Annotated in this window: 12 protein-coding genes; 8 read left to right on the forward strand and 4 right to left on the reverse strand. The window is 59.9% G+C overall.

The genetic code is table 11. The features are described from left to right. Window positions 1-102: 102 nt before the first annotated feature. The 4 genes from QPL96_RS01470 to QPL96_RS01485 all read right to left on the reverse strand — a co-directional run bounded on the left by QPL96_RS01470 (window position 103) and on the right by QPL96_RS01485 (window position 5,136). Window positions 103-2,154 (reverse strand): TRAP transporter large permease subunit, encoded by a 2,052-nt coding sequence (locus tag QPL96_RS01470; RefSeq protein ID WP_303285086.1) that lies wholly within the window; start codon window positions 2,152-2,154, stop codon window positions 103-105. 15 nt (window positions 2,155-2,169) lie between these two features. Beyond that, complete coding sequence (locus QPL96_RS01475; protein WP_303285087.1) at window positions 2,170-3,180, reverse strand: putative solute-binding protein; 1,011 nt, start codon at window positions 3,178-3,180, stop codon at window positions 2,170-2,172. A 58-nt stretch (window positions 3,181-3,238) separates the two neighbouring features. After that, window positions 3,239-4,303 (reverse strand): hypothetical protein, encoded by a 1,065-nt coding sequence (locus QPL96_RS01480; protein ID WP_303285089.1) that lies wholly within the window; start codon window positions 4,301-4,303, stop codon window positions 3,239-3,241. 203 nt (window positions 4,304-4,506) lie between these two features. Continuing rightward, window positions 4,507-5,136: a TetR/AcrR family transcriptional regulator gene (locus QPL96_RS01485; RefSeq protein WP_303285233.1), complete on the reverse strand. Its 630-nt coding sequence runs from the start codon at window positions 5,134-5,136 to the stop codon at window positions 4,507-4,509. A 149-nt stretch (window positions 5,137-5,285) separates the two neighbouring features. Between QPL96_RS01485 and QPL96_RS01490 the strand changes: the two genes are divergently transcribed. The 8 genes from QPL96_RS01490 (at window position 5,286) to QPL96_RS01525 (ending at window position 17,088) form a co-directional block, all read left to right on the forward strand. Beyond that, a complete protein-coding gene (locus QPL96_RS01490; protein ID WP_303285091.1) occupies window positions 5,286-7,082 on the forward strand; it encodes an acyclic terpene utilization AtuA family protein in 1,797 nt (598 codons plus the stop codon). Window positions 7,083-7,232: 150 nt separating this feature from the next. Continuing rightward, a complete protein-coding gene (locus tag QPL96_RS01495; protein ID WP_303285093.1) occupies window positions 7,233-8,099 on the forward strand; it encodes an SDR family oxidoreductase in 867 nt (288 codons plus the stop codon). Between the two features lie 10 nt (window positions 8,100-8,109). After that, a complete protein-coding gene (locus tag QPL96_RS01500) occupies window positions 8,110-9,726 on the forward strand; it encodes an acyl-CoA carboxylase subunit beta (protein ID WP_303285234.1) in 1,617 nt (538 codons plus the stop codon). Window positions 9,727-10,104: 378 nt separating this feature from the next. Next, on the forward strand, window positions 10,105-11,265 hold the full coding sequence (gene atuD, locus QPL96_RS01505; protein WP_303285094.1) for a citronellyl-CoA dehydrogenase: 1,161 nt from the start codon (window positions 10,105-10,107) through the stop codon (window positions 11,263-11,265). 157 nt (window positions 11,266-11,422) lie between these two features. Next, window positions 11,423-12,241, forward strand: a complete 819-nt coding sequence (locus QPL96_RS01510; RefSeq protein WP_303285095.1) for an enoyl-CoA hydratase/isomerase family protein — start codon at window positions 11,423-11,425, stop codon at window positions 12,239-12,241. 154 nt (window positions 12,242-12,395) lie between these two features. Beyond that, window positions 12,396-14,366, forward strand: a complete 1,971-nt coding sequence (locus QPL96_RS01515) for an acetyl/propionyl/methylcrotonyl-CoA carboxylase subunit alpha (RefSeq protein WP_303285096.1) — start codon at window positions 12,396-12,398, stop codon at window positions 14,364-14,366. Continuing rightward, on the forward strand, window positions 14,363-15,190 hold the full coding sequence (locus QPL96_RS01520; RefSeq protein ID WP_303285097.1) for an NAD(P)-dependent oxidoreductase: 828 nt from the start codon (window positions 14,363-14,365) through the stop codon (window positions 15,188-15,190). Before QPL96_RS01515 ends, QPL96_RS01520 begins: the two co-directional genes overlap by 4 nt. Window positions 15,191-15,258: 68 nt before the next feature. Then, the gene (locus QPL96_RS01525; RefSeq protein WP_303285098.1) at window positions 15,259-17,088 is read left to right on the forward strand and encodes a long-chain-acyl-CoA synthetase; all 1,830 of its coding nucleotides are present in this window, start codon (window positions 15,259-15,261) and stop codon (window positions 17,086-17,088) included. The last annotated feature ends 103 nt before the right edge of the window (window positions 17,089-17,191 follow it).

Consider the following 17,191-nt stretch of genomic DNA (forward strand, 5'->3'; position numbering starts at 1 on the left):
GTTATTTACTGAGTGTTAACCGATATGTGGGCTGGAGCCCCCTGGGCGCAAAAAAGCCGCCTGAAGCTCCCTCCAGACGGCTTGCAAATTAGCCTTTCAACGTTACAACGCGTAGAACAGCAACGGCACAAACGCCGCCACCAGCAGCGTCGGCCCCATCACCGCCAGAGGCAGCAGCAAGCGCTCGTAGCGGTGCCAGAAGGAGCCGGTGCGTTCGGCCGCCAGCACCTCCGTCTCGCCCACCACCTGGCGGGTCAGCAGATGGTTCAGTGCCACCGGCGGGCTCAGGTAGCCGAGCTCGAACGCCACCAGGCAGACAATCCAGAAATGCAGCGGATCAATCCCCAGTTGAATCGCCGGCTGGGCAATGGTTGCTGACACCAGGATCACCGCACCGAACGGATCCATGACCATGCCGATGACCGTGAGCATCACCACAATCACCAGCATGGCAATCCACGGGCTGGTCAGGCTCTCCGGGAACAGGGCGTGGACGACGTCCGAGCGTTCAAGAATCCCCCCGAGGCTGATTGAAAAACCGATGAGGGCCAGCAAGGCGCCGATATGAACGGCGGAGTCGCTGGCGGCAGCGGAACTCCGGTTCCAGAGCGCCTTCAGGCGGGTTTCATCATCGCCCCGGCTGTCCCGGTTGGCATCCAGAAAAACCAGCGCCAGCATTACCAGCGGCAGAATCAGCGGCGCGCTGTATTCATTGAACCGAAGCCCGAGCACTCCCCAGATAGCCAGAATGACACCGGCGGTAACCAACACGTAGGGTAACAGCGGTTTCATCTGGAGAACCGATGCGCGGAACGCCCCGGGCGCGGGCCTGGGTTTCCAGTTTCCCTCGGTCTTGCAGACAACCAGGGAAAACAGCGTGGCTGACATGATGAATACCCAGAAACCCCAGCCATACATTTCCGTGGTTGTGACTTCCTTGTTCAGTGCCGCGACGACCACAACCAACAGGGATGGATTGAGCACGACACCCAGGCTCCCCGACATGGCCGTCGTGGCCAGGGAAAGCTGGCGCCCGGCACCGGCGCGGCGGAGTTCGTCGTAAACCACGCCGCCCACAGCGAGAATAAATATTCCCGAGGCGCCGGTGAACGCGGTGGGAAAGGCGGTTGCGAAAATAATCACGGACGCCAGCATGGGCGACGGAAGATTCCAGGGTTTGATCACGTCCAGCAGCAGCTCTGGCAGGCGAGTCTGCTTCAGGACCATACCCACGAGGACATACAAGCCGATGTTGATAAACATCGAGGACAGGTTCGACATCATCCCGAAGTAGATGGCGAGCCCGGAGGCGTAGCCATCCACCAGGAAGAAGTAACTCATGGCAATCAGGCCCATGACGCTGTGCAGCGGCAGGACCAGGCCAGAGGACAGTGCAAGACTTCCCGCCTTCATCCGTTCCGGCACGTTCACAAAACGCACCGCATTGATCACCATAAACAGGCCAAACACAGCCGCCCAGGCGTACTGGAGCTGGCTCGTCGATTCCGATCCCGGCGAACCGGCCAACCGGCCAAGATAGGCATTCAGAGACGCCACCATCAGCCCGTTTACGGCAAACTGAACCGCCTGACTCAACCGCCACTCAGCGCGATTCCTTGGCAGACGCAATGCGATATGGTCGGCATCCAGGGCCGCAACCGCCGCCGCCAGGGCGAACATGGCGATGAACAGATACTTGGTGAGCCCGATGTTTTCCAGCAGGAAATCCGCCAGCCCCTGCTCCACACTCTTGAACACCCCGAGGGCCGGGGTGGCGTGCCTGAGATTCTGTTTGTAAGCCGCGTGCTCCTGCCTACAAAGCTCAAGGTTGCGTTCAAGGGAGGTCCGGATAGCCTCCGGATTGGGCGGCGAACTGAACAAATCATCCGGATCGGGCTTGTAGGCTTCCACCCGTTTGCGCACTTCGGCGTCAACGTCCATTTCCAGCTGACAGGTCGGCTCAGTGGCGTCGGGGTTCAGCAGGTAATAGTTTGGCCAGGTCTGCTCACCGACCCACAGCAGGCGGGAGTGGAGTGAATTACCCATCCCCAGAACAAGCGTGGACAGGAGCAACAACAAGAGTACTGCCCCGTGCAGCCGGTGCACGGGGTACAGGGTCCTGGCCGCCGGGGCCGTCAGTGCGCGCCAGTTCATCGCCGTTGCGCCCCTTTATTCGCGATTGGCCGAGGTGCACTCGGACGCAGACGGATTACTGGCGCAACGGATCCTGCTGAGCAAGCCAAGCATCTTGGGGTGGTAGACATTCGGCGCCCCGTTGAGCCCATCGCGCATCTCAATCCGGTTCTGGCGGAACATCTCCTGGTAGCCCTGAATGTCCTTTTCGGGGATGCGAATCCATTTCTCCTCCGGGATCGCCTGTTCCTGGCTGGTGATCAGGTTCATGGCCTGCGGGAACATGTTCCAGGCGACTTCCCGTGCTTTCTGGGATGTGTCACCGGCGAGTATGTCTTCCCGCGCAATGATCTGAATGGTCAGTTGTGCCAGCGGATAATCCACTATGCCGCCCTTGTCGCCGACCCCCTTGTAAAGCTCCAGCGCCTCATAGGCAAAAGCGGGCGCATAGGCTGTGTCTACGGACCCGTTGTTGAACTTGCCCGCAAAATTCGTGATGTCCGAAGGCACCACCGTGGCCTTCACAAAGTTCACCATGTGAATGGCGTCTTTCTGGTAATCCAGTGTTGCCATACGCTTGCCGGCCAGCTCGCCGGCGGTGTCAATGCTGCGGTCGTTCACAAACAGGTAACCGGCGCCAACAGGGATAATACCCAATACCTCATAGCCATTGGCTTTCATGAGGGGAGCCGCTTTTGGCTGGGCCAGCGTCGCCAGCAGGGTCTTGAGGTCATCGTAGCTGGGAATGGCGCCCACCGCGCTGATACTGCCGGTGAACCTGTTGAACGGGCGGGTGCGAATGTCCGTGGCGGCCACCGCATCGCACTGGCCGGCATTGAAATCCCCGACGGCAACACCTTCATCGGTGTAGGGTTTGAGCTCGAAATCGACGTCGTACGCCTTCATTTCCAGCGCATAGTCCTTGATCATGTTGTAGACATCACCATTGGCGCCAATCACATCGAAGACACACATCTTTACGGTCTGGGCTGAGGCAATCGGTGCAATGGCAGCGAGAGTCAGAGCGGCAACGGATTTTCGGATCATAACGACCTCCGGGTCATTCTTGTGGTTATGGGTAATCAGAAGGCTTGGGACGCCTGCCTCAGAGCAGGTCGTCCAGATTCATGGCTTCAACGTTTTCCGTGCCCTGGTCCGGGCTCATTTTTCCGAAGAAACTTTGCGGGGTGCGATGGCCGTAACCGGCGGTCCAGTGCTTGTCTGATGAGAACCGGATAACACCGGCGGCCACTTCATCCACCAGGCGGTACTCTTCCCACACATTCATCTGGCCTTCGGCCGCGACAAAGCGGGCAATGGCATCGGCGAGGACATCCGGTCGGCCAAAGGTTTCAGCCGCCACCGCCTCAACCGCCAGGGACGCACGGATACCAGCCTGGACACCCAGTTCCGAGCTGTGTTCGAGAACGCTCCAGGGGTCCGGCGAGAGTTCAGGACGGGTATCGGGCAACAACAGCCAGACCAGGGCCCGAATGGCATTGGGCAAGCCACCCCACTTTTCATTATCCACACAGGTCGCTGCCCGCTCGGCCTGGGGCGCGATGCTGCGGGGGATGCCCGCCATGGCTCCGGAATTGGCGTCGTTCACGATGGCCTGCATGCCCGTCATCAGGCCCAGCAGGAAGGTGATTTCATCCTGCTCGCTGAACAGGAAAGGGCACTCGACAGGTTCTGCAGCCGGGTCGAAATCGTAGGCTGCCATCGCACGATTAAACGCGCGATACCGGCGTTGCGCGGTTTTCGCGTTCAGCCGCTTGGACTCTTCCCGGGCATCTTTGGCCGCGGGCACTTTGCCTGCATAATCGGCTCTCAGGTAGGCAAGCTCAGCTTCCCAGGCGCGGTATTCCATGCAGTTTGCAGCCAGCAGCATCAGGAGGGAACCGGTGCTGTCAGGCGCCTCGGTAACACGGGAAAACGAATAAAGCAGCGGGTCGACGCCTTCACCCAGGGCACAGGCCATTTCCGGATCTGACATCTGCATCACATAAGGTGTGGCTTCGTCTTCGGAGTAACCAGAGAGTACAACACCGGTTGTGGTGTAAATGGGGTTGGCTGAACAACCGGCCAGCGTGGCCACTGCCGCGACTGTGAGCGCCTTCAGGCGCGCGGCCGTCAGGTGCGGTGCAAACCTTGCCAGTGAGAAGATCATGTTTCACCCTGCATTTCGTTGTTTTTGTATGCCCGATCTGAATCTCGGTTTTTCTCAACGGGTGCAAGAATGCGGCGAAAACTGTCCAACAAAAATGGCTGGAATGCCGACTCAGCCATGCCGATCAGGCCAATGGCCCGAAAGGAAAGGAAAGGAAGGGAATTTATATCTTCCTCATTTAAACCAGGGGCTTTCTGAAAGGGTTAACTGTTCTTCAGGGCCATCATCGCCATGACCTGATCCGTCAACCCGTCCAGCGTAAGCCCCCCACGCTCGGGTTTGTACCAGGTAACCGTCCAGCTAAGGGCGCCGGTTAACATCCGGCGCACCACGAAGGGTTCCGCCTTCAGGGCCCCTTCTCTTTTCAGCGCGTCCAGCACATCCAGCCAGAGTTTCTCATATATATCCCTCAGTTCCAGCACTTCCGCCTGGGAGGAAGCCGAGAGGCTTCGCCATTCAAAAACCAGTACCGCCATCGCCTCGCCGGTCTGCCCGTTGATCGACTCCAGCTCGGCCCGGATCAGCCCCCGGAGTTTGTCGGAGCTGGATTCGGCAGCTTCCAGGGCCGCTTGCATCAACGCGGTATTCAGACGAATGGTTTCCACCATGACGGCCTTGAGAATGTCTTCCTTGGTCCGGAAATGATGGAACAGGCTGCCGGACTGAATACCGACTGCCGCTGCCAGATCCCGCACCGTTGTCCGCTCATACCCCTTTTCACGAAACAGCCTGGCCGCCTCTGTGAGCAGGCGGCCCCGGGCTCCGCTGGGATCGGACACAAGGTTTTCGGCGATCAGGCACTGGAGAATCTGGTTCTGGCTCACTAGCGCTATCCGGTTGGCAGACAAGGTCTTTAATTCTACCTTAAACTTGCCTGTTTACAAACCAAGCGCTTGCTTGGTATTGTCGGTTTCATCGTTGGATAATAGTGCCAGACCCAGAGCCTCGCTCCGGGCTGGCGACAGCAGACAAGGCAAAACACATGGCTGATTCCCCGAAAACCGTCCGCATCGGATGCTCCTCCGCTTTCTGGGGTGACACGGAAACCGCCGCAGCGCAATTGGTGCACCAGGGCGATATTGATTACCTGGTGGCCGACTATCTGGCCGAGATCACCATGTCGATCATGGCCGGCCAGAAAATGAAAGATCCGAGCCAGGGTTACGCGCGCGATTTCGTCCAGACGGTCATGGGTCCTCTTCTCGGTGACATCAAAGAGAGAGGCATCCGGGTGCTGGCCAATGCCGGAGGCGTAAATCCGGCCGCCTGCCGCGATGCCCTGCAGGCACTTTGCGAGAAAGCGGGCGTAAAGATAAAGATTGCCCTGGTGCTGGGCGATGACCTGCTGATGAAAAAAACGAAACTGGCCGAGGCCGGCATTACCGAAATGAGTTCCGGCCAGCCCATGCCGCCAATGATGGTGAGCCTGAACGCCTACCTGGGGGCACCCGGTCTGGTAGCTGCCCTGGAACAGGGCGCCGACATTGTTATCACCGGGCGGGTAGCGGACAGCGCCCTGGTGCTGGCGCCGCTGGTGCATGAATTCGGATGGCGCTGGGAGGACTACGACAAACTGGCCCAGGGCAGCCTGGCCGGGCATCTGCTTGAGTGTGGTGCCCAGTCCACGGGAGGCAACTTCACGGACTGGGAGGAGGTGGCCGACGGCTACGCCGATATGGGCTTCCCGATTGCGGAAGTGAGTGCCAATGGCGACTTCCTGATCACCAAGCCGGATGGTACCGGGGGCAAGGTCAGCCGGGGCACGGTGGCCGAGCAACTGGTCTATGAGATTGGCGATCCGAGGGCCTATCTGCTGCCGGATGTGGCCTGCGACTTTACCGGTGTGGAGCTGACGGAAACCGGAACGGACCGGGTTACGGTTCGCGGTGCCCGGGGGCTTCCCCCGACCGACAGTTACAAGGTCTCCGGCACCTGGCCGGATGGTTTCAAATGCACCGTTACCTTTCTGCTGGCCGGCATGAACGCAAAAGCCAAAGCGCAGACGGTGGCCGGGGCTATCCTCGCAAAAACCTCGCGGATGTTCAGCGAGCGGGGCCTGCCTGATTACAGCGAAACCAGCATTGAGCTTCTGGGCACAGAGACGACCTACGGCGCCCATGGCCGAGGCGGTGACTGCCGGGAAGTGGTGGTAAAAATCAGTACGTCCCATGTGAAGAAAGAGGCATTGGTGCTGTTTTCCCGGGAAATTGCCCAGGCGGCAACTGCGATGGCACCGGGCATTACCGGAATTGTTGGCGGCCGGCCTGCGGTGTGGCCGAAGATTCGCCTGTATTCCTGCCTGGTGCCGAAAACCGAAGTGTCGGTTTCAGTGGACCTGAACAACGGCAAGCAACCGGTGGTGACAGGTACGGGCGGCGGCTTCGATCCAAACCAGCTTCAGACTCAGTCATTCAGCAGCAAAGCACCGGCAACCGACACAACGGTACCTCTGGTCAGACTGGCCTGGGCTCGCAGCGGCGACAAGGGCGATCACAGCAATATCGGCGTGATCGCCCGGCACCCGGAGTATGTGCCGTTTATCGAAGCGGCCCTGACGGAGTCCGCCGTGGCCGATTGGATGGCCCATACCCTGAATCCGGAGACCGGCAAGGTGACCCGTTGGGCGCTGCCGGGTTTCCATGCGTTCAATTTCCTGCTGGAGCACAGCCTGGGCGGCGGCGGTGTCGCCAGCCTTCGCATTGATCCCCAGGGCAAGGCGTTTGCCCAGCAACTACTGGAGTTTCCGGTGCCGATCTCTTCAAGGATCATCAACAAATAAACAAATGGAGCATGCACTGAGGCAGGGAGGGCGTTCCGGGGCACGCTGTAAATACGTCCATGTACGCTTGAGCGCAGCTTCCCTGCTGCGCACAGTCCCGGAACGCCCTCCCTGCCTCAGCGCCCGAACATCGATAAGGGTCTTCCAGGTATGAGCTATCAATCAGTTTTTCATCCAGACTTGTTCAAGGACCAGGTGTTTATCGTCACTGGCGGCGGCTCCGGCATTGGTCGGTGTACCGCCCATGAACTCGCCGCGCTGGGCGCGAGGGTTGCCCTGGTGGGCCGTAAGGCTGAAAAAGTGGAGTCTGTTAAAGCGGAGATCACGGAAGACGGCGGCATGGCTTCCGCCCATGTCTGTGATATCCGGGAGGAGGAGTCAGTTAAAGCGACCGTGAAGGCGATTATTGCCGAGCATGGTGGCCTGAACGGCCTGGTCAACAATGCCGGCGGGCAATTTCAGGCACCGCTGACCGGGATCAATCAAAAAGGCTGGGAAACGGTGGTGCGCACCAATCTGACCGGCGGCTTTCTGATGGCCCGGGAGGCCTATACCCAGGCGCTGTCCAAAACCGGTGGTGCCATCGTCAATATTGTTGCCGATATGTGGGGCGGTATGCCAGGTATGGGCCACTCCGGCGCCGCCCGGGCGGGGATGGTGAATTTCACCCAGACAGCGGCGGTTGAATGGGGTGCCTCGGGCGTTCGGGTGAACGCAGTGGCTCCAGGCTGGATTGCTTCCAGCGGCATGGACAACTATCCCGAACACATGAGGCCGTGGATTCGCAGTCTTGGTGACAATGTACCCATTAAAAGACTGGGTACCGAGTCTGAAGTCAGCTCCGCCATCTGTTTCCTGCTCAGCCCCGGGGCGGCGTTTATCAGCGGTGATTGCCTGCGAATCGATGGTGCTGCTTCCCAGGGTGGCCGGGTCTGGCCGCTGCCGAAGGCGAAAAACAACGAACCCTACAACGGCTTTCACCGCGCCATTACCCCGAAGGTTCTGAGCGACGACTGAGGAGCAGATGATGCAGGTACTTGAGTCCACCGTAAGCTCCCGGTCTGACGACTTTCGCGCCAACGCGGAAGCCATGGAAGCCCACATCACGGCTTTTCGGGAAGTGGAACAGAAGGTTCTGGATCTGGCGGAAGCCGCCCGGGAAAAGTTCACCAAACGGGGCAAGTTATTGCCCCGGGACCGCATCAACCGTTTGCTGGACCGTGGTACACCCTTTCTGGAGCTCAGTTCCCTGGCCGGCTACAAGATGCATGATGACAAGGACGGCAGCATGGCCGGTGGAGGAATCATCGCCGGTATCGGCTATGTCAGTGGCATCCGATGCCTGGTAGTTGCCAGCAACAGCGCCATCAAGGGCGGCACCATTACCCCGGCCGGTCTGGACAAGACGCTCCGGCTGCAACAGATCGCTATGGAGAATAAACTCCCCGTGGTGTCCCTGTCCGAAAGCGGCGGCGCCAACCTGAACTATGCCACCGACATCTTCGTGCTTGGCGCCCGCGGCTTTGCCAACCAGGCCCGCATGTCCGCAGCTGGCATCCCGCAAGTCACAGTCGTCCATGGCAATGCCACCGCCGGCGGCGCCTACCAGCCGGGATTGTCCGATTACGTAATCGCTGTGCGCAAGCAGGCCAAAATGTTCCTGGCGGGCCCTCCGTTGCTGAAGGCCGCCACCGGCGAAGAGGCTACCGACGAGGAACTGGGCGGCGCAGAAATGCATGCCCAGGTGGCCGGCACCGCCGAATACCTGGCGGAGGACGACGCCGACGGCATTCGCCAGGCCAGAAACATCCTCGAAGCCCTGCCCTGGAACGAGCAGTTGCCTCCCCAAAGGGAACTGGCCTGGGACGAACCGCTCTACCCGGCCGACGAACTGCTGGGCATTATTCCGGCGGATTCCAAAAAGCCCTACGACGTTCGCGAAATTCTGGCCCGCATCGCCGACGGTTCGAAGTTCATGGATTTCAAGAATGAGTTCGATGACCAGACAGTTTGCGGCACCATCCGCATTGAAGGCCATTCGGTTGGCATCATCGGCAACAACGGCCCGATCACCCCGGCAGGTTCCGCCAAGGCCGCCCAGTTCATCCAACTCTGCGACCAGGCCGGTACACCATTGCTTTTCCTGCACAACACCACGGGTTTCATGGTGGGCACCCATTCGGAGCAGAATGGCATCATCAAGCACGGCTCGAAAATGATCCAGGCCGTAGCCAATTGCCGGGTACCCAAGGTCGCAATCGTGATCGGCGGTTCCTATGGTGCAGGTAACTACGCCATGTGCGGGCGCGGCCTGGACCCGAGGTTTATCTTCGCCTGGCCCAACAGCCGCACCGCGGTCATGGGCCCGGCCCAGGCGGGCAAGGTGATGCGCATCGTGGCTGAAGACAAGCAGCGCCGGGGCGGCATGGAGCCGGACCCGAAGACACTGGATTTTCTGGAGCAGGCGACGGCCAGGAAACTGGAGGAAGGCTCAACCGCGTTGTTTGGCACTGCGCGGTTGTGGGATGACGGGCTGATTGATCCGCGGGATACCCGGCGGGTTCTGGCGATGGTGTTCTCGGTTTGCCGGGAAGCCGAGGCTCGGCAGTTGCGGCCCAATACCTTTGGGGTGGCCCGCCTGTAGGCATTCGAGCTTTGGGGCAGGAACCGGGACGGAGGGCTTCCCAAAAAACGCCCGTGAATACGTCCCTGTAGGGCTCGGTCGCGCCATCCCTGGCGTTCCACGTTTTTGGGAAGCCCTCCGCCCCGGTTCTGGCCGACCACCAGTTATCCCTATTGGAGACAACGCAAAAATTAGCAACAGGCAGCAACAAATTTGCAGACATTGGCGTGTGTGCGGGACCGGTTTCAGAAAATTTAGAGGGCCAAGGATGGCCCGAAACAAGCGCACATGGATGTGCTCGTAGCGGTTTTCTGAAGCCCCTCCCGCACACACGCCGCCCAAGCTAAAGAACGTGCACCGAACCAATGAAGGCACGAGCTACCCTAGGAGAACAAGAACGTGAAATTCACAGCCGAACACGAAGCCCTGAGAAAAACCGTCCGTGATTTCGTCGAGAAGGAGATCAACCCCCACTGCGACGAATGGGAAGCCGCCGGGGAATTCCCGATTCATGAGCTGTTCAAAAAGCTCGGCAACCTTGGGCTTCTCGGCATCCAGAAGCCGGAAGAGTACGGCGGCATGGGGCTGGATTACAGCTATAACCTGGTTGCCGCAGAAGAACTCGGGATGGCCCATTGCGGGGGTGTGCCCCTGGCCATCGGGGTGCAGACCGATATGTGTACGCCGGCCATTTCCCGGTTCGGTTCCGATGAACTGAAACGCAGCTTCCTGGCCCCGGCCATTGCCGGCGACATGGTGGGGTGTATCGGCGTCAGCGAGGTAGGCGCGGGCTCTGATGTGGCGGGAATGAAAACCACCGCAAAGAAAGACGGTGACGACTACCTCATCAATGGCTCCAAGATGTGGATCACCAACAGCCCCAGGTCTGACTTCATCTGCCTGCTGGCCAACACCTCGGACGACAAGCCCCACAAGAACAAATCCCTGATCGTGGTGCCCACCAAAACACCGGGTATTTCCTTCAGCCCGCACCTGAACAAACTGGGCATGCGGTCCTCCGAAACCGCCCAGATTTTCTTTGATGACGTTCGCGTGCCCCGGTGTTACCGCATTGGCGCCGAAGGTACCGGGTTCATGATGCAGATGCTGCAATTCCAGGAGGAACGTCTCTGGGGCGCCGCCAATGTGATCAAGGCGCTGGAAAACTGCATTGCCAAGACCATCGAATACTGCCGCGAGCGCAAGACCTTTGGCCAGCCGCTGATCGACAACCAGGTCATCCACTTCCGCCTGGCTGAACTGCAAACCGAAGTCGAAGCCCTGCGTGCCCTGACCTACCAGGCCTGTGAACTCCACGTTGAAGGCAAGGATGTAACCCGCCTCGCCTCCATGGCCAAGCTCAAGGCCGGGCGCCTGGGGCGCGAGGTCACAGACAGCTGCCTGCAATACTGGGGCGGTAACGGCTACATGTGGGACAACCCGGTTTCCCGCGCGCATCGGGATGTGCGGTTGGTGTCCATTGGTGGTGGTGCCGACGAAATCATGCTCGGGATTATTTGCAAACTTATGGGGACCCTGCCAGGCAAACGGAAAGACTGATTTCGGGCCTTGGTGGAAGGCTTATCAGGCCGGGTCAGGCTTCCGGGACACGCCGTGAATACGTCCCTGTAGGCTTGATCGCAGCATCCATGCTGCTCACAGTCCCGGAAGCCTGACCCGGCCTGACAAGCCCCAGACATTTGTCATGGAGTCATTTATGGATCAGCTACCACATTGCGAAACACTGCTTTTAGAGAAACAGGGCCCTACCCTGTTTATCACCATCAACCGCCCGGACGTTCGCAACGCCATGAGCCTGCAGATGGTGGCCGAACTGTCCACGGTGTTTTCCCAGATCGAAACCGACCTGCACATCCGCGCCGTCGTGATCCGGGGTGCCGGTGGTCATTTCTGTGCCGGTGGCGATATCAAGGACATGGCCGGGGCACGAGGCCAGAAAGCCGCTGAAGGCGAGGCCGACCCGTTCTATCGTCTGAACAGGGCGTTCGGCCAGATGATCCAGCAGGTAAACGAATCCTCAAAAGTGGTCATTGCGATCACCGAAGGCGCGGTCATGGGCGGTGGCTTCGGCCTGGCCTGCGTATCAGACGTCGCCATCGCCGGGCCCACCGCGAAATTCGGTATGCCGGAAACCTCCCTCGGCGTCATTCCCGCCCAGATTGCCCCGTTTGTGGTTGCACGAATCGGCCTTACCCAGGCCCGGCGTCTGGCTTTGCTGGGTTTGAGAATCGATGCAAACGAGGCGTGCCGTCTTGGAATCGTTCATCAGGCGGCCTCTTCGGATAATGAACTGGAGGGGATGCTGACTAGCGCTTTGGATCGTGTTCGCCAGTGCGCGCCGGTTGCCACCGCTGAAACCAAGGCGCTGCTGCATCGGGTTGGTCATGAGCCGATGAGCGGTTTGCTCGACAGCGCCGCGGAGAAATTTGCGGAAGCCATTCGGGGAAGCGAAGGAACCGAGGGCACCGTGGCCTTCATGCAAAAGCGTCCAGCCGCCTGGGCAGGCAATTCCTGATGATTGCGGAGCGCGGGAGGTCGGATTTCTCTCCAGAAAATGTTGGAGGCCATGGATGGCCGGAAACAAGCGCACAGGGACGTGCTCGTAGCGGTTTTCTGGAGAGAAATCCGACCTCCCGTGCGGCCCCACACCCAAGCAAGAGAACAAGAACATGCTAAAAAAACTGTTAATAGCCAACCGCGGCGAAATCGCGGTTCGGGTCATCCGCACCGCGAAAGCCCAGGGTTACCGCACCGTGGCGGTCTACTCCGAGGCCGACGCCAGAGCCATGCACGTGGAACTGGCCGACGAAGCCGTCTGCATTGGCCCCGCGCAGGTATCGGCCTCCTACCTCAACAGCGGCGCCATCCTCGATGCCGCCCGCAAAACCGGCGCTGACTGCATCCACCCGGGTTACGGCTTCCTGTCTGAAAACGCCGCCTTCGCCACCGCCTGCAAAGACGCCGGCCTGGTCTTCGTTGGCCCGCCAGCGACCGCCATCGAACTGATGGGTAGCAAACGGCGCTCCAAAATTGCCATGCAGGAAGCCGGCGTTCCCGTGGTGCCCGGTTATGAAGGCCACAACGCCAGCGACGACGAACTCATCGCCGCGGCCAAGGGTATCGGCTACCCCCTGATGATCAAAGCCTCCGCCGGCGGCGGCGGCCGCGGCATGCGTCTGGTTGAGAGTGAAACCGGACTGGCCAGCAACATCAAGCGGGCACGTTCCGAATCAAAACAGGCCTTTGGCGACGACGAACTGATCCTCGAAAAAGCCGTTACCGAACCCCGCCACGTGGAAATCCAGGTGTTCGCTGATCGCCACGGCAACGCCGTTTACCTGGGCGAGCGGGACTGCTCCGTTCAGCGCCGGCACCAGAAAGTCGTTGAAGAAGCCCCTTCCCCCTTCGTGACACCGGAACTGCGCAAAGCCATGGGCGAAGCCGCCGTCAAAGCCGCCCTGGCCTGCAACTACGAAGGCGCCGGCACCGTCGAGTTCCTGGTGGACAAGCACCGGAATTTCTATTTCCTGGAAATGAACACACGTCTGCAGGTGGAACACCCGGTGACCGAGCTCATCACCGGTCAGGATCTGATCGCCTGGCAGCTTACCGTCGCGGAGGGGCTTCCCCTGCCACTGGGCCAGGACGAGATCCGCCTGAACGGCCACGCTATCGAGGTACGGCTTTACGCAGAAGATCCTGCCCAGGGCTTCACACCCCAGACCGGCCCCCTGTATGCGTTTGAACCCGCGGAAGGCGAGGGCCTCCGGTTCGACACTGGGGTTCGTTCCGGGGATGCCATTACGCCCCACTACGACCCGATGCTGGCAAAGGTAATCGCCTGGGGTCAGAACCGCGATCAAGCCCGACGCCGCCTGACCCGGGCGCTGGAGGACACCACGGTATTTGGCGTCACCACCAACCGCTATTTCCTGAGCCGGATCATCGCCAACGAGACGTTCGGCGCAGGCGAAGCCACCACGGCCTTCCTTCAACAGGCGTTCAGCGGCGATCCGTCGCTGCAGCCCCAGACACTCAATATTCGCCAGTTGGCCCTGGCCGCCTGCGCACTTGACCAGGGCAATTCAGGCCAGACCGCCTGGAGCAATGCACCGGCCACCATGACCCCGATCACGCTGGAAAGCGGCGACACCATCGTTGAGTTACTGGTCACCCGCAGCGGCAACCGGGTGTCTTTCAGCCTGGGCGAGACCCGGCATACCCTGATGCTTGAAAGCCAGCGTGATGGCCTTTTATGCATTATCGACAACGGCGTTCGTCAGACTTGCCAATATCACCGCCAGGGCGATTCCCTATATTTGCAGGCGTTCGGGCAGTCCTGGTCGGTGCGGGACATTACCCACCAGCCGGCAGCGGGCGCAAACGGTGCCGGCAGCGGTCGTATTCAGGCAACGATGGACGGCGCTATCATCGATGTGCTGGTGGAAGTTGGCCACAGCGTTCGCCAGGGCGATACGCTGGTGATTCTGGAAGCCATGAAAATGGAACACCCGGTGAAAGCAGACCGCGATGGCGTGGTCGGCCAGGTGCACGCCAGCAAGGGTGACCAGGTAAAGCGGAGCCAGTTACTGGTTGAAATCACCGCAGACGAAACCACCGAACAGGAGAACAACCCATGAACACTTTACATGACCGGACCGTTTTTATTACCGGCGCCAGCCGCGGCATTGGCCGGGCCATTGCCCTCGCCTGTGCCCGACAGGGAGCCAATGTGGTGATTGCCGCGAAGTCGGACACACCACACCCGAAGCTGCCCGGCACCATTCACAGTGTGGCAGAGGAAGTACGCGAGGCCGGTGGCCAGGCATTGCCCCTGGTTCTGGATGTGAGGGATGAGAAGCAGATTCGCCAGCGTATTGATGAAGCCGGCGGGCATTTCGGGGGCATCGACGCCCTGATCAATAACGCCGGCGCAATCCGGCTGACGGGGGTGGAAAATCTCAAGGTCAGCCGTTACGACCTGATGCACCAGGTCAACGCCCGGGCGGTGATGGCGTGCAGTCAGTCAGCCTTGCCCTGGCTGAAGCAGTCAGACCGGCCCCATATCCTGAGCCTGTCACCGCCCCTGAACCTGAACACCCGGTGGTTTGCCCAGTACGGGCCCTACACCACCACGAAGTACGCCATGACCATGCTTAGCCTGGGTATGGCGGAAGAATTCAGGCGCTACGGCATTGCCGTAAACACACTCTGGCCGAAAACCCTGATTGCCACAGCAGCCATCGAGTTTGAAGTGGGCGGCCCGCAAATGATGGCCCAGGGCCGCAAGCCGGACATCATGGCCGATGCCGCCGCCAGCATTCTGAACCGGTCGGCCGACACCATGACCGGCCAGAACCTGATCGACGAAGACCTGCTCCGGCAGGACGGCATTACCAATTTCGAACAGTACCGGTACGTACCGGGCGATAAGCCGCTGTTGCCGGACCTGTTCCTGGATTAGTGTCCCGGGGCATAGGTTGTTTCGGGGCTCGACATTAGTACGATAAAAAACAGACAACTGGACCGACCATGAGCCAAGACAACATATCCGCACTGGACATCGCCCGCAGCCTGCCAGGCGTCGTCCGGCGCCTGCCGGCCATTACCCGGGGTCTGTATTACTATGCCCTGAAAAACGAGAGCCGGGCGCTGACCCTGGGCACCCTCATCGAGAACAACGCCAGGAATGTCGGCAACCGGCCAGCCATCCTGTTTGAAGACCGCGCCATTACCTGGCGCGAGTTCAATGGTTGGGCCAACCGTATCGCCCGCTACCTGCAGGACCAGGGGCTCAGAAAAGGCGATGCAATTGCAGTGTTTCTGGAAAACCGCCCGGAGCTTCTTGCCGTCGTAGCCGGCGCCGCCAAACTCGGCGTGGCCTGTGCCATGCTCAACACGTCCCAGAAAGGCAAGGTACTCGAGCACAGCATCAACCTGATTGACCCGAAAATGATTGTGGTCGGTGAAGAACTGGCAGAGGCATTTAACGGGATAAAAGCAGGTCTGAAGCCCCGGCATCCCCATCCGTTTCAGTTTCTGGCCGACATCAATACCCTGAACGCCTTTGGCGATGCTCCGGAGGGGTATGCCAATATGGCCGGGCAGGTCAGCGCCTTTAACAGCGACAACCCCGTCCTGGCCGACCCGCCCAGAATGGGCGATACCGCGGTCTACCTGTTCACCTCCGGCACCACTGGCCTGCCCAAGGCGGCGCCGGGGTCCCACCGAAAGTTCATCAAGGCCTATGGCGGGTTGGGGCTGATGTCCCTGGCCATGGAGCCGGAGGATGTACTCTACTGCACCCTCCCCCTTTACCACGGCACCGCGCTGCTGGTGTGCTGGGGCTCCGTAATGGCCGGTGGCTCCGCCATTGCCCTGCGCCGCAAATTCTCCGTCAGCGCCTTCTGGGACGATGTCCGCTACTACCACGCCACCACTTTTGGCTATGTTGGTGAACTCTGCCGCTACCTGCTGAATCAACCGCCAAACGAGCAGGACCGAAACCACAGCCTGACCAAGATGATCGGCAACGGCCTTCGCCCCTCCATCTGGAAGGAGTTCAAGGACCGCTTCGGCATCGAAACCGTGGCGGAACTCTACGCCTCCAGCGAGGGCAACATCGGCTTCAGCAACTTCTTCAACATGGACAACACCGTCGGTTTCTCCACCGCCCCCTACAAACTGGTGAAATTCCGCGACGGCACCCGGGACCCGGTTCGCAACGGAAAGGGCTTCATGCAGCAGGTCGCCAAAGGTGAACCCGGCCTGTTGATTGGCGAAATCACCAAGGCATGGTCCTTCGAGGGCTACACCCAGACAGAGGCCACGGAAAAATCCATCCTGCGCAATGCCTTCAAAAGAGGCGACGCCTGGTTCAACACCGGGGATGTGCTGAAAGACATCGGCTGCGGCCATCTGCGGTTTGTCGACCGCATGGGGGATACCTTCCGCTGGAAGGGCGAGAACGTATCAACCACAGAGGTTGAGAATATTATTGATGGTTCGGGGATGGTCGAGGAAGCCATCGTGTACGGTGTCGAAATCCCCGGCACTAACGGCAAAGCCGGCATGGTGACCCTGGTTCAGCAAGGCAACGACAGCCCGTTCGATGTCGACCAACTGTTCACCTATCTGCGGGACAACCTGCCGGCCTACGCCATTCCGGTGTTCGTGCGGGTAACCCATGCCATCGAGAAAACGGGGACATTCAAGTACCGGAAAGTGGATATCCAGAAAGCTGGTTACTCACTTGGCGATTCCGGTGAGGAAGTTTATGCCTGGTTGCCTCGTACTGACGGGTATACCTTGCTTACGCCGGAGTTGGTTGGTGACATTGACGGTGGCAAGGTGAGCTTTTGATATTGGCCTGCTTGTTTTGGCCCTGGCCTCAGGAGTCGGTGCAGGGCTGTGCCGGGCGGATATATCTCCATTGCTGGACGTTGGCGGTTGGAGCCCCCTCCCC

The organism is Marinobacter sp. SS8-8, assembly GCF_030540945.1.
In the GTDB taxonomy this organism is placed as follows: domain Bacteria; phylum Pseudomonadota; class Gammaproteobacteria; order Pseudomonadales; family Oleiphilaceae; genus Marinobacter.